Origin of the sequence: Nocardioides sp., assembly GCF_024509035.1 — a bacterium.
Classification (GTDB): domain Bacteria; phylum Actinomycetota; class Actinomycetes; order Propionibacteriales; family Nocardioidaceae; genus Nocardioides.
This window is the reverse complement of sequence record NZ_JANINT010000019.1, coordinates 1-18255: the sequence shown is the minus strand read 5'-3', so window position 1 is coordinate 18255 and position 18255 is coordinate 1. Positions and strand designations below refer to the sequence as shown.

Annotated in this window: 16 protein-coding genes; 4 read left to right on the top strand and 12 right to left on the bottom strand. The window is 72.6% G+C overall.

All coding sequences use genetic code 11. The annotated features are described in order from the left end of the window. Positions 1 to 42: 42 nt before the first annotated feature. The 4 genes from Q0L15_RS02040 to dapA all read right to left on the bottom strand — a co-directional run bounded on the left by Q0L15_RS02040 (position 43) and on the right by dapA (position 7200). On the bottom strand, positions 43 to 1770 hold the full coding sequence (locus Q0L15_RS02040; protein ID WP_296601890.1) for a helix-turn-helix domain-containing protein: 1728 nt from the start codon (positions 1768 to 1770) through the stop codon (positions 43 to 45). Then, positions 1767 to 4418, bottom strand: coding sequence for a DNA translocase FtsK (locus Q0L15_RS02035; RefSeq protein WP_296601889.1), 2652 nt, complete (start codon positions 4416 to 4418; stop codon positions 1767 to 1769). Before Q0L15_RS02035 ends, Q0L15_RS02040 begins: the two co-directional genes overlap by 4 nt. A gap of 190 nt (positions 4419 to 4608) precedes the next feature. Then, positions 4609 to 6294 carry a ribonuclease J gene (locus tag Q0L15_RS02030; RefSeq protein ID WP_296601887.1) on the bottom strand — a complete coding sequence of 562 codons (1686 nt, stop codon included), beginning with the start codon at positions 6292 to 6294 and terminating at the stop codon, positions 4609 to 4611. A gap of 9 nt (positions 6295 to 6303) precedes the next feature. Further along, positions 6304 to 7200 carry a 4-hydroxy-tetrahydrodipicolinate synthase gene (gene dapA, locus Q0L15_RS02025; protein ID WP_296601886.1) on the bottom strand — a complete coding sequence of 299 codons (897 nt, stop codon included), beginning with the start codon at positions 7198 to 7200 and terminating at the stop codon, positions 6304 to 6306. A gap of 112 nt (positions 7201 to 7312) precedes the next feature. Between dapA and Q0L15_RS02020 the strand changes: the two genes are divergently transcribed. After that, positions 7313 to 7843: a flavodoxin domain-containing protein gene (locus Q0L15_RS02020; RefSeq protein WP_296601885.1), complete on the top strand. Its 531-nt coding sequence runs from the start codon at positions 7313 to 7315 to the stop codon at positions 7841 to 7843. Here the strand turns inward: Q0L15_RS02020 and Q0L15_RS02015 are convergent. From Q0L15_RS02015 to gcvT, 7 genes are all read right to left on the bottom strand, one after another. Continuing rightward, on the bottom strand, positions 7827 to 8750 hold the full coding sequence (locus tag Q0L15_RS02015) for an LLM class F420-dependent oxidoreductase (RefSeq protein ID WP_296601883.1): 924 nt from the start codon (positions 8748 to 8750) through the stop codon (positions 7827 to 7829). The genes Q0L15_RS02020 and Q0L15_RS02015 overlap by 17 nt on opposite strands. Before the next feature lie 99 nt (positions 8751 to 8849). Next, a complete protein-coding gene (locus tag Q0L15_RS02010; RefSeq protein WP_296601881.1) occupies positions 8850 to 9347 on the bottom strand; it encodes a dihydrofolate reductase in 498 nt (165 codons plus the stop codon). Further along, complete coding sequence (locus Q0L15_RS02005) at positions 9344 to 10153, bottom strand: thymidylate synthase (protein ID WP_296601880.1); 810 nt, start codon at positions 10151 to 10153, stop codon at positions 9344 to 9346. Before Q0L15_RS02005 ends, Q0L15_RS02010 begins: the two co-directional genes overlap by 4 nt. A 17-nt stretch (positions 10154 to 10170) precedes the next feature. Next, positions 10171 to 10989, bottom strand: a complete 819-nt coding sequence (locus Q0L15_RS02000) for a PhzF family phenazine biosynthesis protein (protein ID WP_296601878.1) — start codon at positions 10987 to 10989, stop codon at positions 10171 to 10173. A gap of 35 nt (positions 10990 to 11024) precedes the next feature. Next, a complete protein-coding gene (locus Q0L15_RS01995; RefSeq protein WP_296601877.1) occupies positions 11025 to 12584 on the bottom strand; it encodes a sigma factor-like helix-turn-helix DNA-binding protein in 1560 nt (519 codons plus the stop codon). A 67-nt stretch (positions 12585 to 12651) separates the two neighbouring features. Further along, positions 12652 to 12909 carry a hypothetical protein gene (locus Q0L15_RS01990; RefSeq protein ID WP_296601875.1) on the bottom strand — a complete coding sequence of 86 codons (258 nt, stop codon included), beginning with the start codon at positions 12907 to 12909 and terminating at the stop codon, positions 12652 to 12654. Position 12910: 1 nt separating this feature from the next. After that, the gene (gene gcvT / locus Q0L15_RS01985) at positions 12911 to 14035 is read right to left on the bottom strand and encodes a glycine cleavage system aminomethyltransferase GcvT (protein ID WP_296601873.1); all 1125 of its coding nucleotides are present in this window, start codon (positions 14033 to 14035) and stop codon (positions 12911 to 12913) included. 31 nt (positions 14036 to 14066) lie between these two features. On the opposite strand from gcvT, the gene Q0L15_RS01980 reads away from it, so the two are divergent. Continuing rightward, entirely contained in the window at positions 14067 to 15581 is a 1515-nt protein-coding gene (locus tag Q0L15_RS01980) for a leucyl aminopeptidase (protein ID WP_296601872.1), read from the top strand. 15 nt (positions 15582 to 15596) lie between these two features. Here the strand turns inward: Q0L15_RS01980 and Q0L15_RS01975 are convergent, their stop codons facing one another. Next, positions 15597 to 15965, bottom strand: coding sequence for a hypothetical protein (locus Q0L15_RS01975; RefSeq protein WP_296601870.1), 369 nt, complete (start codon positions 15963 to 15965; stop codon positions 15597 to 15599). Between the two features lie 147 nt (positions 15966 to 16112). On the opposite strand from Q0L15_RS01975, the gene lpdA reads away from it, so the two are divergent. Together lpdA and Q0L15_RS01965 are read left to right on the top strand one after the other, a co-directional pair. Then, complete coding sequence (gene lpdA / locus Q0L15_RS01970) at positions 16113 to 17504, top strand: dihydrolipoyl dehydrogenase (protein ID WP_296601869.1); 1392 nt, start codon at positions 16113 to 16115, stop codon at positions 17502 to 17504. Between the two features lie 54 nt (positions 17505 to 17558). Further along, a partial coding sequence (locus tag Q0L15_RS01965; RefSeq protein ID WP_296601867.1) for a biotin/lipoyl-containing protein occupies positions 17559 to 18255 on the top strand: 697 nt, incomplete at its 3' end.

The following is an 18255-nucleotide window of genomic DNA, read 5'->3' as shown; positions in this document are numbered from 1 at the left end:
CAACCGAGCCGGGTCACGTCGAAACGCGACCCGGTCCGGGTCTCAGTCCGTGCTCGCCGCGAAGGTGTTCTGCGCGGGCTGTCCCTCCTCGCCGAGCGCACCGCGGTCGCGCCCGTCGATGCGGACCTGGAGCGCGCCGTCCGAGGACTGCACCCGCACCGGCGGCGACGCCTTGAGCGTCTTGGAGTCGCCGAACGCGAGGTCACCCGCGAAGACGACCTCTCCGGTCGCGTCGAAGACCTTGACGTGCGCGCCCCCGGCGGCGGCGGTGAGCACCACGGGCACCGGCGGGCCGACCTTCGCGGCGCTGGACGGCGAGCCGTTGAGCACCGGCTTGTGGTCCAGGGAGACCGGGCTGTCCATCACCAGCCGCGCGATCGACCAGGCCAGCACGATGGCCATCACCGCGGCGACCAGCACCGACCAGTTCGGCCCGCCGCGCGTGCTGCGGATCGGTCCGTCCACGCCGGTCGCGAGCTCGGACTCGAAGACCCGTCGGGCGTCGATCGGGGCGTCGGCATAGCGCTCGTCGTACGCCGTCAGCAGGGGCGCCGCGTCCACGCCGAGCACCCGCGCGAGCGTGCGCAGGTGGCCGCGGGCGTAGAAGTCACCGCCGCACGGGGCGAAGTCGTCGACCTCGATCGACTCGATCACGTGGGGGCGGATGCGGGTGCGCTCGGCCAGCTGGTCGACGCTCAGCGCGAGCCGGGAGCGGGCCGCGGCCAGCTCGGGCCCGATCACCGGGTCCAGGGCCGGCTCCAGGGCCGGCTCGACGGCGAACGCAGCGTCGACGGCGAGGTCGTCGATCACCAGGTGGTCGCCGCGGCGCAGCTCGGCGGCCTCGGGCAGCCAGGTGCTCGTGGCCGCGTCGTCGTCCGCCGGGTCCGCCGCCAGCGCCGCGGCGCCCTCGAAGCGGACCTCGGCGCGGGTGGCCGTGACCGGGTCGCGCAGCGGGAGCGGCGTCGCGCTGGCCACCATCGGCAGCGCGACGGTCGGCTCCGGACCGGGGTCCAGTGCCGGCGCGTCGTCACCCGCCGGAACGCCGGGCGTCAGCCGCAGGCGGGCGGCCAGGAAGCCGATGCCGCGCGCCAGCGCGGGTCGCGGGTCGTGGAGCACGGGGTGGTGCGGCTCGTCGTCGTGGCGGGCCGGCTCGTCGTCCTCGGTGTGCTCGTCGGTGGGCTCGTCCTCCCACGCGTCGAGAGCGTCATCGGCCTGGTCGTCCCACGCGTCGGACGTGTCGTCGGCGGGCGCGTCGAGGGCCACGTCCGGACCCGTCTCGACCACCTGGTCGCTGTGCGGCGCGAGGTCGGCGAGCGCCTCGGTCAGCCCCTCCTCGGCGCCGACGACCCGCGTCGACAGCGAGAGTGGCACCGACAGCACCGGAGCATCGGCATCGCGGGGCACCAGCACCAGCCGGCCGTCGTGGAGCATCCCGCGCCGAGGCTCGTGCTCGAGGCACTCGATGTCGTCCCACGGGAGCCCGTGCCAGGTGCCGCGGCGGCGCAGCCGCACGCCCTGCTCGTCGACGACGAGCAGCGGCACCCGGGCGTCGACCAGCGACTGCAGGTGGGCGGCCGCGATGGCGCCGGTGACGAGGGCGAGGACCCAGTCGAGCCACCCTCCCCCACCGATCGCCCGCGACAGGTAGGCGATCGCGACGAGTGCCGCGAGGCCGCCGACCGGCGCGGCGAGGCGGGCGTCGACGCGGACCTCGACCGGCGCCCGCTCGGCGCCCGAGGTCTCCTGCAGGTCAGTGCTGAGGATGCTCACATCTCCCCCTGGAGGGTCGCGATCACGGAGTCGATCTCGTCGGGCTTGACCAGCACGTCGCGGGCCTTGGAGCCTTCGCTCGGCCCGACCACGCCCCGGCTCTCGAGGATGTCCATCAGGCGGCCGGCCTTGGCGAAGCCGACCCGGAGCTTGCGCTGCAGCATCGACGTCGAGCCGAACTGGGTCGACACGACGAGCTCGATGGCCTGGATCACCAGGTCCATGTCGTCGCCGATGTCGTCGTCGAGGTCGCGCTTGGCTGCGGCAGGAGCGGTGACGTCCTCGCGGTACGACGGCTCGAGCTGGGTCTTGCAGTGCTTGACGACCTGGTGGATCTCGGCCTCGGTGACCCAGGAGCCCTGCACACGGACCGCCTTGGAGGCACCCATCGGCAGGAACAGCCCGTCACCCTGACCGACCAGCTTCTCGGCGCCGGGCTGGTCGAGGATCACCCGGCTGTCGGCCAGGCTCGAGGTGGCGAACGCCAGCCGCGAGGGGACGTTGGCCTTGATCAGACCGGTCACGACGTCGACCGAGGGTCGCTGGGTCGCGAGGACCAGGTGGATGCCGGCCGCGCGGGCGAGCTGGGTGATGCGGACGACGGCGTCCTCGACGTCGCGCGGGGCGACCATCATCAGGTCCGCGAGCTCGTCGACGATCACCAGCAGGTAGGGGTAGGGCGACAGCACCCGCTCGCTGCCCGGCGGGACCTGCACCTTGCCGGCCCGGACTGCCTTGTTGAAGTCGTCGATGTGGCGGAACCCGAAGTTGGCCAGGTCGTCGTAGCGCATGTCCATCTCGCGCACGACCCAGGCCAGCGCCTCGGCGGCCTTCTTCGGGTTGGTGATGATCGGCGTGATCAGGTGCGGCACGCCCTCGTAGGCGTTCAGCTCGACCCGCTTGGGGTCGACCATGATCATCCGGACCTCGTCGGGCGTGGACCGCATCAGGATCGAGGTGATCATCGAGTTGATGAAGCTCGACTTTCCCGATCCGGTGGCGCCCGCGACGAGCAGGTGCGGCATCTTCGCCAGGTTGGCGACGACGAACCCGCCTTCGACGTCCTTGCCGAGCCCGGCGACCATCGGGTGGTGGTCGGAGCGGGCCGTGTTCGACCGCAGCACGTCGCCGAGGGAGACGATCTCCTTGTCGGTGTTGGGGATCTCGATGCCGATCGCGGACTTGCCGGGGATCGGGCTGAGGATGCGCACGTCGGCCGATGCGACGGCGTACGCGATGTTCTTCGACAGCGCGGTGACCTTCTCGACCTTCACCGCGGGGCCGAGCTCGACCTCGTAGCGGGTGACCGTCGGGCCGCGGGTGTAGCCGGTGACCTGCGCGTCGATGCCGAACTCGTCGAGCACCTGGGTGAGCCGGTCGACCACCGCGTCGCTGGCCTTGGACCGCGGCTTGTGCGGCGAGCCGGGCTTGAGCACCTCGTTGGGCGGCAGGACGTAGGCGATGTCGCCGGAGAGCTCCAGCTGCTCGACGCGGGCCGGGAGCGGCGCGTGCGGCGGTGGCTCGAGGTCGTGGTGGTCGTCGACGGGCGCGTCGGGGACGGCGGGCGTCACCTCGGTCGGCGCGAACAGATCGATGCCGGCGTCGGTGTCGGTGTCGGGCTCCGGGGTCGCCTTCTTGCGCCGCTTCTTCAGCTCGCGGTCGGCGAGGACCGGGCTGTCGTACGCCGGGTCGCCCATGTCCGGGTCGATCTCGTCGTCGTGCAGCTGGTGGCGGCGACCGCGGACCGTCGGCATCGCCTGGGTGGCGTCCGGATCCTCGCCGACCTCGCGGCCGAGCAGCCGGTCGCGAGTGTGCGCGAGCTTGGCCGGGACCTGGTAGAGCGGGGTCGCGGTGATGATCAGCATCCCGAAGAACGAGAGCAGCGCCAGCAGCGGCATCACGACGTACTCCGAGCGGAGCAGGTCGAGCAGCAGGCTGGCCACCACGTATCCGATCGCGCCGCCCGCGGTGCGCAGGTCGCTGGTGTCGCCGAGCTCGGGCTGGGGGTTGCCGCCGGCGATCTGGACGATGCCGAGCAGACCCAGCGCGAACGCCGACCAGCCGACGACCTGCCGACCCGCCGGGCCGTTGTGCTCGGGGTCGCGCATCGTGCGCCACCCGACGTAGAGCAGCGCGAGCGGCACGAGGAACCCGACCTTGCCGACGGAGCCCTCGACGACGGTCCGGGCGCCGTCCATGACCGACCCGGGGAGCTGCCACCACACGGCGGCGGCTACGACGACCGCGGCGCCGAGCAGCGTTAGCCCGGCGCCGTCGCGCCGGTGCGCCGGCTCGAGGTCGCGGGCGGTGTGCCCGATGCCCCGGGCGACCGCGCCCACGCCGTGGGCGACGCCGAGCCAGACCGCGGAGATCCCGCGCCAGACCAGCCCGAAGAAGCGCGCGACCGGGCCGGGCCCGGTGCGCACGGCCCGAGGAGCGGGCCGAGCGGCGGGACGCCGGGTGCTGGCCTTGCTCCGCGACCGTCCGCTGGAGCCGCGCGTCGACGATCCTCGGGTCGACTTCGTGGCCGTGGACTTCTTCGGGGCAGGCTTGCGCTGCGGGCTGGTACTCCGGGATCGGGTGCTCGAGCCTGTGCGAGACGTGCTCTTGCTCCGCGACCCCGGCGGGGAAGACGTACGGGTCGCCATGGTCCCCACCCTAGGCGTACGCCCCATCAGTCACAGGGACCACACGAGTGCGTGTCGGAGACGCGCCGGCGGATCCGACGATGGTGGTCGAGCGACCGGCCGGGAGCACGTTGACCCGCCCGAAAGTTTCGGGCGGGTCAACGTGGTGGTGGGGCGACGCAGCCTCAGCGGCTCCCGCGGGGCACCGAGATCAGGCCTCGATGACCACGGGGATGATCATCGGCCGGCGGCGGTGGGTGCTGCTGACCCACCGGCCGACGACACGACGCACGGTCTGCTGGAGCTGGTAGGAGTCGGTGTTGCCCTCGGCGACGGCCCGGTCGAGGGCATCGATGATCGGCTGCTTGAGCTCGTCGAAGTTCGAGCCGTCCAGCGCGTTGCCGCGGGCGTGGATCTCGGGCCCACCTGACACCTTGCCGCTCACCGAGTCGACCACCACGATGATCGAGATGAAGCCCTCCTCCCCCAGGATCCGGCGGTCCTTGAGGTCGGACTCGGTGATGTCGCCGACCGAGGAGCCATCGACGAAGACGTAGCCGCAGTCGACCTTGCCGACGATCGAGGCGACGCCGTCGACGAGGTCGACGACCACGCCGTCCTCGGCGATCACGACGTTCTCCACGCCCGTGTCGCGGGCCAGCTGGGCGTTGGCGAGCATGTGCCGGATCTCGCCGTGCACCGGGAGCACGTTGCGCGGGCGCACGATGTTGTAGCAGTAGAGCAGCTCACCGGCGCTGGCGTGGCCCGAGACGTGCACGAGGGCGTTGCCCTTGTGGACGACTCGCGCGCCCCAGCGCGCCAGGCCGTTGATCACCCGGTAGACGGCGTTCTCGTTGCCCGGGATCAGGCTCGAGGCGAGCAGGACGGTGTCGCCCTCCTCGATGTGCACGAAGTTGTGGTTGCGCTGGGCGATCCGCGACAGCGCACTCATCGGCTCACCCTGGGAGCCGGTGGAGATCAGCACCTGCCGCTCCGGCGGCAGGTCGGCCAGGTCCTTGGTGTCGACCAGGACGCTCGGCGGCACCTTGAGGTAGCCCAGGTCGCGGGCGATGCCCATGTTGCGCACCATCGAGCGCCCGACGTACGCCACCTGGCGCTCGTGGGCGTACGCCGCGTCGAGCACCTGCTGCACGCGGTGCACGTGGGAGGCGAAGCAGGCGACGATGACGCGCTGCTTGGACTCACGGAAGACCTGGTCGATCACCGGGGTGATCGACTTCTCGGTCGGGGTGAACCCGGGCGTCTCGGCGTTGGTGGAGTCGGTGAGGAAGAGGTCGACGCCCTCCTCCCCCAGCCGCGCGAACGCGCGCAGGTCGGTGATCCGGCCGTCGAGCGGCAGCTGGTCCATCTTGAAGTCGCCGGTGTGCAGCACCATCCCCGCGCCGGTGCGGATGGCGACCGCCAGCGCGTCGGGGATCGAGTGGTTGACCGCCACGAACTCGAGGTCGAACGGCCCGAAGCTGACCCGGTCGCCCTCCTTGACCACGTGGTGGACGGTCTCCTTGAGGCGGTGCTCGCGCAGCTTGCTGCCGAGCAGCGCCAGCGTCAGCTCCGAGCCGACCAGCGGGATGTCGCCCCGCTCACGCAGGAGGTACGGCGTCGCGCCGATGTGGTCCTCGTGGCCGTGGGTGAGCACGAGCGCCTCGACGGCGTCGAGCCGGTCGCGGATCGAGCTCCAGTCGGGGAGGATCAGGTCGACGCCCGGGTGGTGGTCCTCGGGGAACAGCACGCCGCAGTCGACGATCAGCAGCCGGCCGTCGTACTCGAAGACCGTCATGTTGCGGCCGACCTCGCCGAGCCCACCGAGCGGGGTGACCCGCAGGCCCCCCGTCGGAAGTGCGGCCGGTGCGGAGAGCTCTGGGTGGGGATGACTCATCTGGTTCCTTTACAGGAGGCCGGCGGCGGCGAGTCCTGCTCGCAGCGCGGCCACCTCGTTGTCGTCCAACGGCACCAGCGGTGCCCGGACATTGCGGTTGTCGAGGACGCCGAGCAGCTGGAGTGCTGCCTTGGCGGTGGTCGCTCCGTAGTTGGGGACGCCCATGACGGCGTCGATCGCGGGGAGCAGCCGCGTGAAGATCTCGAGGGCGCCGGCGGAGTCGCCGCCCTGGAAGGCGTCGATCATGGCCTTGGTCTCGGTGCCCGCGGCGTGCGCGACGACCGAGACGAACCCGGCGGCGCCGTGGGCGAGCCAGCCCAGGTTGTTGGCGTCGTCGCCGGAGTAGAGGGCGTAGCCCATCTGCATGATCTTGACCCCGCGGGCGTAGTCGCCCACGGCGTCCTTGACCGCCACCACCGTCTCGAGGCGCATCGCGGCCTCGTAGGTCTCGAGCGCGATCTGGGTGCCGGTGCGGCCCGGGACGTCGTAGAGCATCACCGGCACGTCGCTGGCCTCGGCGACCGCAGTGAAGTGGTGCAGCACACCGGCCTGGCCGGGCTTGTTGTAGTACGGAGTGACCAGCAGCAGCCCGTCGGCGCCGAGCTTGGCGGCCTGCTCGGCCAGCTCGACCGAGTGGGCGGTGGAGTTGGTGCCGACCCCGGCCACGACGACTGCGCGGTCGCCCACGGCGTCCTTGACCGCCGAGAGGATCGCCCCGTCCTCGGCGGTCGTGGTGGTCGGCGACTCACCGGTGGTGCCCGACACGACGACTCCGTCGTGGCCGTGGTCGACCAGGTGCGCCGCGATGCGCGCGGTGCCCTCGAGGTCGACCGACCCGTCGTCGTGGAAGGCGGTGGCCATCGCGGTGAGCAGCCTGCCGAAGGGGGCAGCGGGCGCGGACGTCATGGACACCAGGTTATCGCTCCGCGGTGCAGGTCTTTCGGACCCCGCCGACCGGGGTCTTTGTTCCCTGGGCTCGTGCGGCTCCGCCGACAAGGCTGGAGGCCAGGAGGACTACATGTCTGTGCTCGTGGCATATGCCAGCAGGTACGGCGCGACGCGCCAGATCGCTCAACACATCGCAGCCGTGCTGACGGTCGCCGGACTCGACGTCCGGGTGCGGCCGACGACGGTGGTCGACGACGTCCGCGGTCACGAGGCGGTGATCCTCGGCAGCTCGGTCTACCGCGGGCACTGGATGGAGCAGGCGACCGCGTTCGTCGACCTGCACCACGACGCGCTCGTGGAGCGGCCCACCTGGCTGTTCAGCAGCGGGCTGCTCGGCCCCGACCAGCCCCACAGCGACCTCGACCGGCTGGCCGAGGAGCTCGGGGCGCGCGACCGCCAGGCGTTCGGCGGCGCGCTCGAGGTGGGACGCCTCGACCTCATCGACCGGGTGCTGCGACTCAAGCCGGCGCGGCGCCGGGTGCTGCCCCCGGGCGACTACCGCGACTGGGACAGCATCGAGGGCTGGGCGCACCGGATCGCGACCGAGCTGGCGCCATCCGTCACACCGGGGTTCACCCCCGGCCTCACACCTGGGGCATGACCTCCGCGGCCACCAGACGCAGGTGGTCGAGGTCGCTGAGGTCGAGCACCTGCAGGTAGACCCGCTGGGCCCCGAGCTCGGCGTACCGCCCGATCTTGTCGACGACCTCGGCGGGCGTGCCGGCCAGCCCGTTGGCGCGCAGCTCGTCGGGCTCGCGACCGATCGCGGCCGCGCGGCGCTGCACCTCGGCCTTGTCGGCTCCGACGCAGAGCACCAGCGCGTTGGACCAGGTGAGCTCCCCGGGATCACGGCCCTGCGCCGCGCAGGCCTCGCGGACGCGCGCGAACTGGGTCGCGGTCGTCTCCTCGTCGACGAACGGCAGGTTGAACTCGTCGGCGTAGCGAGCGGCGAGCTCGGGCGTGCGCCGCTTGCCAAGGCCCCCGATCAGCACCGGCGGCGCGGACTGCACGGGCTTGGGCAGCGCGGGTGAGTCGGTCAGCCGGTAGTGCTCGCCCTCGTAGGTGAACCGCTCCCCCGCCGGCGTCGCCCACAGGCCGGTGATCACCGCGAGCTGCTCCTCGAAGCGGTCGAACCGCTCGCCGGTGCTCGGGAACGGGATGCCGTACGCCGTGTGCTCGGCCTCGAACCAGCCGGCGCCGATGCCCAGCTCGACCCGGCCGCCGCTCATCTGGTCGACGTTCGCGACCGAGATCGCGAGCGGGCCGGGGTGGCGGAACGTCGCGCTGGTCATCATCGTGCCCAGGCGGATCGTGCTGGTCTCACGCGCCAGGCCCGCGAGCGTCACCCAGGCGTCGCTCGGCCCGGGCAGCCCCTCGGTGCCCATGCCGAGGTAGTGGTCGGAGCGGAAGAACGCTCCGAAGCCGAGGCGCTCGGCCTCCTGGGCGACCTGCACGAGGTCGTCGTAGGTGGCTCCCTGCTGGGGTTCGGTGAAGACGCGCAGCTCCATGCGGCCCAGCCTGCCAGGTGGGCCCCGGCCGCTGTAACGCCGGGTTACCCCACCTACCCACCATGCTGCAACCTGGTGGGCAGGTGGGGTAACAGGGCGTTACAGCTCGGCCGCGCGGCGGCGCGAGTAGGTGACCCGGTCGTAGCCGTCGTGGTGCTCTCGGGACGTCTCGACCCACTCCGTGCGGTCGAAGTCGGGGTAGAACGCGTCGCCGGCGGGCTCGAGGTCGACCTCGCTGATCACCTGCTCGTCGGCGACCGGCAGCGCGACGGCGTACACCTGCCCGCCGCCGGCCACCATGACCTCGCCGTCGAGGCCGTCGGCGAGCGCGAGCGCCCCCTCGAGGTCGCGGGCGACCAGGACCCCCTCGGCCGTCCAGTCCGGCGACCGGGTGAGCACGATCGTGGTGCGTCCGGGCAGCGGGCGGCCGATGGACTCGAAGGTCGTGCGACCCATCACCAGCGTGTGGCCCCAGGTCAGCCCCTTGAACAGGCGCTGCTCCCCCGGCAGCCGCCAGGGGATGTCGGGGCCGTCGCCGATGACGCCGTTGCGGGCGACGGCCGCCACCATCACGACCCGCTTGCCGCCAGGAGTCATACGGCGATCGGGGCCTTGATCCCGGGGTGCGGGTCGTAACCCTCGACGGCGATGTGCTCGAGGTCGAAGGCGTCGATCTCGGTGACCGACGGGTCGAGCACGAGCCGCGGCAGCGGCCGGGGCTCGCGCGTGAGCTGCAGCCGCGCCTGGTCGAGGTGGTTGGTGTAGAGATGCGCGTCACCCAGCGTGTGCACGAAGTCGCCGACCTCGAGCCCCGTGACCTGGGCGACCATGTGGGTCAGCAGGGCGTAGGAGGCGATGTTGAACGGCACGCCGAGGAAGACGTCCGCGGAACGCTGGTAGAGCTGGCAGCTCAGCCGGCCCGGGCCGTCCTGCTGGGGGGCGACGTAGAACTGGAACATCGTGTGGCACGGCGCGAGCGCCATGTCGGGGATGTCGGCGACGTTCCACGCCGAGACGACGTGGCGGCGCGAGTCGGGGTTGGCGCGGATCTGCTCGATCACCTGGGCGATCTGGTCGACGTGGCGACCGTCGGGGGTCGGCCACGAGCGCCACTGGTAGCCGTAGACCGGCCCGAGGTCGCCGTTGTCGTCGGCCCACTCGTCCCAGATCGTGATGCCGCGGTCCTGGAGCCACTTCACGTTGGTGTCGCCGCGGAGGAACCACAGCAGCTCCCCGAACACCGACCGCGTGTGCACCTTCTTCGTCGTCACCAGCGGGAACCCGGCGGTGAGGTCGAAGCGCATCTGGTGCCCGAAGACGCTCAGCGTCCCGGTGCCGGTGCGGTCGCCCTTGGGCGCGCCCTCGTCGAGGATCCGCTGGAGGAGGTCGAGGTAGGCGCGCACGAGTCAGAGCGTAGTGCTCACAGGTCCACGGACCCGGTGATCGTCGTCCGGGTGTCGCCGCCGACCCAGACCTGCTCGCCGTCGCGCACGACGTGCACCCGGCCCCGACGCCCGAGCACGGTGCCCTGGCTCGCGACGTACGACGCGGGCAGGCGGCGTCCGGCCAACCACTGGCCCACGCCGGCGTTGAGGCTGCCGGTGACCGGGTCCTCGGGCGGCCCGTAGCCCGGGCAGAACGCGCGTACCTCGATGGCGGCGGGCCCGTCGGCGTACTCGCCGACGACGCCGATCTTGAGGTCGCCGAACACCGCCCAGTCGGGGTCGATCCCGAGGACGGTGTCCGCATCGGGCAGCAGCACGCCCATCCAGCCGGGTCCGTTGTCGATCCAGGCCGCCTCGACGACCGTGCCGCGGTCGAGACGGAGAGCGCGGGCGGCCGCGACGAGCTCGGCCTCGTCGACCGGCCCCGAGCGCATCAGCGGCGGCGCGGCGAACGCCAGCCGGTCGCCCGTGCGGAGCTCGACGAGCCCCGCCGCGCACTCCTGCACCAGGACGCCCTCGGCGGCGGCCACGCCTCCGGCCTCGAGCCAGGCGTGGGCGCTGCCGAGCGTCGGGTGGCCCGCGAACGGCAGCTCGCCGCCCGGCGTCCAGATGCGCAGGCGGTAGTCGGCGCCCGACTGGGTCGGCGCGAGCAGGAACGTGGTCTCGGAGAGGTTGGTCCACCGGGCGAACGCGGCCATCTGCTCGTCGCTGACGCCGTCGGCGTCGTGGACCACCGCCACGGGGTTGCCGAGCAGCGGCTCGCTGGAGAAGACGTCGACCTGGCTGAAGCGCATGGCCGCAGTCTGGCAGCGGGCGCCCCCCGCCGGGCTCACCGGGCGAGCAGCGAGCGCTCCCCCGGGCGCGCCAGCGGAATGACGTCGTGGCACACCACCGGGGCCAGGTCGCAGGAGCGCAGGATGACGAGCGGCGCGCTGTTGCCGTCCAGGTCGGGCCCGCCCGCGAGGTCGGCGCGCGGTGTGACGAGGTAGCTCACGGTGTGGTTGGGCCCGAACGTCGCGTCGAGCGCCAGCTCGCCTGCTGCGAGGCCCGAGCGCATCCGCTCCCCCGAGCGCACGTCGTAGAGCAGCGGCCGGAACGGCGCGGTGCCGTCGCCGTCCCGGCTCAGCACGAAGTTGCCGCCCGGCGAGATCGTGGCGCCGGTGCCGGGGCGGACGAACGACACGCTGTAGAACGACTGCACCATCTCGATGCGCGCCTCGATGCCGCCCTCGACCTGGTAGGCCTGTGCCCCCGAGGTGACGTCGAGCAGCCCGGGACGGTCCAGCTCCACCGGATCGTCCCCCGGCGCCCACACGAAGTCGCCGCGCGGCGTGCGGAAGTAGACGCGGGCGAGGTCGACCGCGATCACCTCGCCGCCCTCGGGCAGGTCGCGCTCGGCGGCGTCCTTGCCGGAGACGAGGTTGTGCACCACGAGCCGGGGTACGTCGGACGAGGTGTCGACCCAGGAGACCCAGTCGGTCTGGTCGGATGCTGCGACCCGCGCGTCCGGGTCGGTCACGCCGAGCTCGGTCACGGCGCCGTCGGACCCGGCGAAGTAGACGGTGCCGTCGGCGCCGGTGAACAACGCCCCGTCGCCGACCGCCACGAGGTCGGCGATCGGCGGCATCGTCACGACGACGCTCTTGAGGTGGAGCTCCCCGCCGGCGTACCACGGGATGTCGACGGGGTTCGGCTCGCGCACGACCGTCCAGTCGCGGTCCGAGGACTGCTCCGGTGCCGGGCGGCTCGCGAGCCAGACGATCCCCGAGACCACGAGCACCGCGGCGACGACCGAGGCGAGCACGACCCGCAGGTGCCGCCGGCGCTGCGCCCGGGCCTCGGCGACGACGGCGTCGATCGGCGCCGCGAGCACGTCGATGGTCTCGCACGCGATCCGGAAGTCGTCGACGGGCGCCGGGCTGACGACGGAGCGCACCGACCTGACGGAGAGCCCGAGGAGATCGGCCACCTGCTCCTCGGAGAGGCCGGCGACGTGCCGGAGGACGAGCACCTCGCGGTCGGTGGCCGCCAGCCGGCCCAGCTGGTCCTCGAGCTCGCGACGCACCCGCACGACCTCGGGGACCTGCTCGTCGGCAGGCACGGGGACCTGCTCGGGCACCGGCTCCGGGGCGGGCTCGACGACCTCGACGGGCCGCCGGTGCCGGGCGCTGCGGTGCCACCCGCCGAGGACGACGCCGTAGACGCTCACGTCGACGTCGTCGGTTCCGAGCACCTCGTCCCAGGCGAGGTAGCACCGGGCGAGCGCGGTGCGCACCAGCCGCTCGGACTCGGGTGCGGGGCAGCCGATCAGGGTCAGCGAGCGCACCAGGAACGGCCAGCGCGCCCCGACGTACGCCACGAAGTCGGCGTCGTCGGCGTGCCAGGACATGGCGGCATCCTGCTCCTCGGGCGGGGCGCCGACCAGAGCAGAAGGACTCGTCAGGCCGGGGCGGGGATCATGCGTGCAGCGACATCGGGCCGTAGACCTGCCGGTCGTGCTCGAACAGCGTCACGGCGTCGACGCCCTCGGCCGCCAGGTCGGGCCACGCCTCGCCGACCCACGACTCGGCGTCGGCCTGGCTGGCGAACCGCTCCTCAGCGAGGTCGGGACCGACGCTCACCTCCTCGCCCGCGGCGTTCTCGAGGCGCCACCACCAGGGGCGCTCGGCGGGCGAGGGCGCGCGGAACGTCGAGGGCTGCTCGGGCAGGTTCATCTCAGCTCTCCCGGACCGACGGGTCGACGAACGGTGGCTTGACGAGCTGGAAGATCTCGCGCCGCCCGCGGATGTCGACGCCGACCTCGGCGTCGGGGTCGACGAACGACGGGACCAGCGCCAGGCCGATGCCCTTGCGCAGCGTGGGCGAGAACGTCCCCGAGGTGACCTCGCCGAGCAGCACGTCGGGGGTGAGGCTGACGCTCATGTGGGGGCGCGGGATGCCGCGACCGGTCGCCACCAGGCCGCGCAGCTGCCGCTTGGGGCCGGCGGCCTTCTCGGCGGTGAGGACCTCGCGTCCCCAGAACGCGTCCTTGCGCCAGCCGACCGCCCAGCCGAGGCGGGCCTCGTTGGGGGTGACGTCGAGCGAGATGTCCTGGCCGTGGAGCGGGTAGCCCATCTCGGTGCGCAGGGTGTCGCGGGCGCCCAATCCGCAGGCGAGCATCCCGAACTCCGCACCGGCCGTCATCAGCGCGTCCCAGAGCTGCTCGGCGACGGCGTTGGGGGCGATCACCTCGTAGCCCCGCTCGCCGGTGTAGCCGGTGCGGCACACGACGACGGTCTCGCCCGCGAAGTCCTGCTCGGCGAACGACATGTAGTCGTGACCGGTCGGCAGCCCGACCGCCGTCAGCACCTCGTCGGAGCGGGCGCCCTGGACCGCGAGCACGACGAAGTCGCGGTGCCGGTCGGTCACCGTCACGCCGTCGGGCGCGGCCGCGGAGAGACGGCGCACGACCTCGGCGGTGTTGGCGGCGTTGGGCACCAGCAGCACGCGGTCCTCGGTGTGGAGGTAGACGATCAGGTCGTCGACCACGCCCCCGGTCGCGTCGTCACAGCACAGCGTGTACTGCGCCTGGCCCGGCCCGATCCGGCCGAGGTCGTTGGTGAGCGTGCTGTTGACGAAGGCCGCGGCGCCCGGGCCCTCGACGGTCGCCTTGCCGAGGTGGCTCACGTCGAAGATGCCGACGGACTCGCGGACCGCCGTGTGCTCCTTGACGACGCCCGTGGAGTACTCCAGGGGCATCGACCAGCCGCCGAAGGCGGCGAACTTGGCCCCGAGGGCCTCGTGCCGGGCATGCAGGGGGGAGCGCAGCAGCTGCTCCTGCTCATCGTGGAGGTCCGCCATGGTCGCGAACCTACCGGACTATCCTGCCCCGGTGACGTCGTACACCCTGCGCAGCGCCAGCCCCGCCAAGACCCGCAGCGACGCCGTGGTGGTGGGGGTCATCCAGGGAGCGAAGGGACCCGAGCTCGCCGAGGGCGGCGAGGACGTCGCGTCGGCCTACGGCCGCAAGCTGCGCCCGCTGCTGGCCACGCTCGGCGTCAAGGGCAAGGCCGGCGAGGTCGTGAAGGTCCCGACCGGCGGTGCGCTCTCCACTCCCCTGCTCGTGCTCGTGGGCCTCGGCACGACCTCCGACGCCGGCGCCGTACGCCGGGCGGCGGGCGTCGCCGCCCGCGCGGTGACCAACGCCGCCTCGGTCGCGATCGCGCTGCCGGCCGGCACGGCCGAGTTGGTGCGCGCGATCACGGAGGGCTACGAGCTCGGCGGCTACACGTTCACCACGTACAAGAAGTCCGGCAGCTCGGGCACCGACGCCGCGGCCGCACCCGCCGACGTGATCGTGCTGAGCCCCGCCGCCCGCAAGAAGGACGTCGTCGCGGCGTTCGAGGAGGCCCAGATCGTGGCGGCCGCGGTCGCGACCACCCGGGACTGGGTCAACACACCTCCGGGCGACCTCACCCCGCCGGCGTTCGCCGACACGGTCGCGGCCGCCACCCAGGAGCTGACGAAGGGTCGCGGCGCGCCCAAGGTCGCGATCCGGGTCCTCGACGAGACCGAGCTCGCCGAGCTCGGCTGTGGCGGCATCCTCGGTGTCGGCGCCGGCTCCGCGGCCCCGCCGCGGCTCGTCGAGCTGACCTACGAGCCCAAGGACGCCAAGCGCCACGTCGCGCTGGTCGGCAAGGGCATCACGTTCGACTCCGGCGGCCTCACGATCAAGCCCGCGCAGAGCATGGGCGAGATGAAGTCCGACATGGCCGGGGCCGCCGCCGTCGTGCAGGCGACTTTCGCCATCGCGCGGCTCGGGCTGCCGGTCAAGATCACGACGTACGCGCCGATGGCCGAGAACATGCTCTCCGGCTCGGCCGTGCGACCCGGCGACGTCCTCACGATGTACGGCGGCACCACGGTCGAGGTGCTCAACACCGACGCCGAGGGCCGACTGATCCTCGCCGACGCGCTGGTCCGCGCCACGGAGTCCGGGCCCGACGTGATCCTCGACGTCGCCACGCTGACCGGCCACATGGTCGTCGCGCTCGGCGACCGCGTCGCCGGTGTCATGGGCTCGGCCGAGGTGGTCGACGACGTGCTCGCCGCCGCGGCGGTCGCGGGCGAGGAGATGTGGCCGATGCCGATCCCCGAGGCGATGCGCGAGCGCATCACCTCGAGCAAGATCGCCGACCTGTCCCAGCACGACTGGATCCGCTGGGGTGGGGGCCTCTACGCCGCCGCCTTCCTGCGCGAGTTCACCGGCGGCCTGCCCTGGGCTCACCTCGACATCGCCGGCCCGTCGTTCAACTCCGGAGGAGCCTGGGGCCACGTCACCGCCGGCGGGACCGGCGTCGCCGTGGCGACGCTGGTCGACTACGTGCGGGCGCTCGTCCGACCCTGACCTCGGCCCGACGGGTCAGAGGCCACCCTCGAGCTTCTTGCGCCGGTTGTAGTCGCGCATCCGCTGCGGGATGCCGACCACGGCGGCGTCGTAGGACGGCACCTGGTGGCGGTTGCAGAAGTCGTGCGCCCAGCCCACCGACGGCACCCGGCGGCGGGTCCACTCGCCGTCGTGCGCGACGAGCAGCAGCGTCACGTCGCTGACCGCGGTGCGCGGCTCGACGAAGCCCTCCACGCCGCGCCGCTCGGCGACCCAGGCGTGCAGGTGCTCCTGGTCGACGGAGTCCGACGCGCGCACCCGGGTCGAGCCGGTGCGGAACGCGTCGCGAGCCGGCCGCCGCATCTTCGGGCCCGAGCCTCGCCGGAACCGGTCCATCCATGCCATGGGGACAGTGTGCCAACAACCCCGGCACGGGTCCGGCACATCCACCGGGACGGCGCCACGAAGTGACCCGTCGGTAGGAGTCCGGGCGCCGCGCACCTGCCCGGAGGCCGGTGTGGACACGTTGGGCAGAAGTGCAAGGATGGGCGCGTGGCCGACGCCGACTTCGACGTACTCATCCTCGGTGCAGGCTCGGGCGGCTACGCCTGTGCCCTGCGCGCGGCCCAGCTGGGCCTGCGCGTGGGTCTGGTCGAGAAGGGCAACCTGGGCGGCACCTGCCTGCACATCGGCTGCATTCCCACCAAGGCGCTGCTGCACGCCGCCGAGGTCGCCGACCAGGCGCGCGACGCGGCGACGTTCGGCGTGCGGGCCAGCCTCGACGGCATCGACATGGCCGGCGTCAACGCCTACAAGGACGGCGTGGTCTCGCGGCTCTTCAAGGGGCTCAGCGGCCTCATCAAGGGACGTGGCATCACGGTCATCGAGGGCACCGGCAGGCTCACCGGCCCGCACGAGGTGACCGTCGGCGACACGGCGTACTCCGGTCGCCACGTCGTGCTGGCCTCCGGCTCCTACGCCCGTACCCTGCCCGGCCTCGAGGTCGACGGCGCGCGGGTGATCACCTCCGACCACGCGCTGCGGCTCGACCGGGTGCCGGCCTCGGTGGTGGTGCTCGGCGGCGGCGTCATCGGCTGCGAGTTCGCCAGCGTGTGGCGCAGCTTCGGCGCCGAGGTCACGATCGTCGAGGCGCTCCCCCGCCTCGTGGCCGTCGAGGACGAGGCGTCCTCCAAGGCCCTCGAGCGCGCGTTCCGCAAGCGCGGCATCGTCTTCCGCACCGGCACGCCCTTCCAGAGCGTCAAGCACACCGACTCGGGGGTCGCCGTGACCGTCGAGGGGGCCAACGGTGAGCAGAGCGTCATCGAGGCCGAGCTGCTGCTGGTGGCCGTCGGGCGCGGCCCGGTGACCGAGGGCCTCGGCTACGACGAGCAGGGCGTCACGATGGACCGCGGCTTCGTGCTCACCGACGAGCGGTGCCGCACCAACCTCGAGGGCGTCTACGCCGTCGGCGACATCGTCCCCGGCCTCCAGCTGGCCCACCGCGGCTTCCAGCAGGGCATCTTCGTCGCCGAGGACATCGCCGGGCTCGACCCGCAGCCCATCGACGAGTCCGGCATCCCGCGCGTCACCTACTCCCACCCCGAGGTCGCCTCGGTGGGCCTCGACGAGGCGAAGGCGGCCGAGACCTACGGCGCCGAGGGCATCGAGACGCTGACCTACGACCTGGGCGGCAACGGCAAGAGCCAGATCCTCAAGACCCAGGGCTTCGTCAAGCTCATCCGTCGCAAGGACGGACCGGTCATCGGCGTCCACATGGTCGGCGACCGGGTCGGCGAGCTCATCGGCGAGGCGCAGCTGATCTACAACTGGGAGGGGTACCCCGAGGACGTGGCGCCGCTCGTCCACGCCCACCCGACCCAGAACGAAGCGCTCGGCGAGGCGCACCTGGCGCTGGCCGGCAAGCCCCTCCACGCCCACTCCTGACCAGCTCCACACCTGTTCCACCAGCACTCCACGACACGCAAGCGAAGGAAGTCCATGGCCACCGAAGTCAACCTGCCGGCACTCGGAGAGTCCGTCACCGAAGGCACCGTCACCCGCTGGCTCAAGCAGGTGGGTGACACGGTGGCGGTGGACGAGCCGCTGCTGGAGGTCTCCACGGACAAGGTCGACACCGAGATCCCCTCGCCCATCGCGGGCACGCTGCTGGAGATCCGGGCCAACGAGGACGACACCGTGGAGGTCGGCGCGGTGCTCGCCGTGATCGGCGATGCCGGTGAGTCCTCCGGCGACTCCGGCGGCGAGTCCGGCGGCCAGGCCGAGGCCCAGCAGGAGCAGCAGCCCGAGCCCGAGCCGGAGCCCGAGCCGGAGCCCGAGCAGCAGAAGGCGGAGGAGCCCGCGGCCGCCGCGGAGCCGGCCCCCGCGGCCGAGGAGGCCGAGAAGCCCGCCGCCGAGGCCAAGCCGTCCGGTGGGTCGGGCACGTCGATCACGCTGCCCGCGCTCGGGGAGTCCGTGACCGAGGGCACCGTGACCCGCTGGCTCAAGGCGGTCGGCGACGAGGTCGCGGTCGACGAGCCGCTGCTGGAGGTCTCCACCGACAAGGTCGACACCGAGATCCCCTCGCCCGTCGCGGGCACGCTCCTGGAGATCAAGGTCGCCGAGGACGAGACCGTCGAGGTCGGCGCCGAGCTCGCCGTCATCGGGTCGGGCCAGGCCGCCGCCCCGTCCCAGCCCG

Bases quoted from the DNA above. Each gene is read 5' to 3' on its own strand.
- Q0L15_RS02035 (WP_296601889.1), bottom strand. From the start codon at position 4,418: ATGGCGACCCGTACGTCTTCCCCGCCGGGGTCGCGGAGCAAGAGCACG.
- Q0L15_RS02030 (WP_296601887.1), bottom strand. From the start codon at position 6,294: ATGAGTCATCCCCACCCAGAGCTCTCCGCACCGGCCGCACTTCCGACG.
- dapA (WP_296601886.1), bottom strand. From the start codon at position 7,200: ATGACGTCCGCGCCCGCTGCCCCCTTCGGCAGGCTGCTCACCGCGATG.
- Q0L15_RS02020 (WP_296601885.1), top strand. From the start codon at position 7,313: ATGTCTGTGCTCGTGGCATATGCCAGCAGGTACGGCGCGACGCGCCAG.
- Q0L15_RS02015 (WP_296601883.1), bottom strand. From the start codon at position 8,750: ATGGAGCTGCGCGTCTTCACCGAACCCCAGCAGGGAGCCACCTACGAC.
- Q0L15_RS02010 (WP_296601881.1), bottom strand. From the start codon at position 9,347: ATGACTCCTGGCGGCAAGCGGGTCGTGATGGTGGCGGCCGTCGCCCGC.
- Q0L15_RS02000 (WP_296601878.1), bottom strand. From the start codon at position 10,989: ATGCGCTTCAGCCAGGTCGACGTCTTCTCCAGCGAGCCGCTGCTCGGC.
- Q0L15_RS01995 (WP_296601877.1), bottom strand. From the start codon at position 12,584: ATGTCCTGGCACGCCGACGACGCCGACTTCGTGGCGTACGTCGGGGCG.
- Q0L15_RS01990 (WP_296601875.1), bottom strand. From the start codon at position 12,909: ATGAACCTGCCCGAGCAGCCCTCGACGTTCCGCGCGCCCTCGCCCGCC.
- gcvT (WP_296601873.1), bottom strand. From the start codon at position 14,035: ATGGCGGACCTCCACGATGAGCAGGAGCAGCTGCTGCGCTCCCCCCTG.
- Q0L15_RS01975 (WP_296601870.1), bottom strand. From the start codon at position 15,965: ATGGCATGGATGGACCGGTTCCGGCGAGGCTCGGGCCCGAAGATGCGG.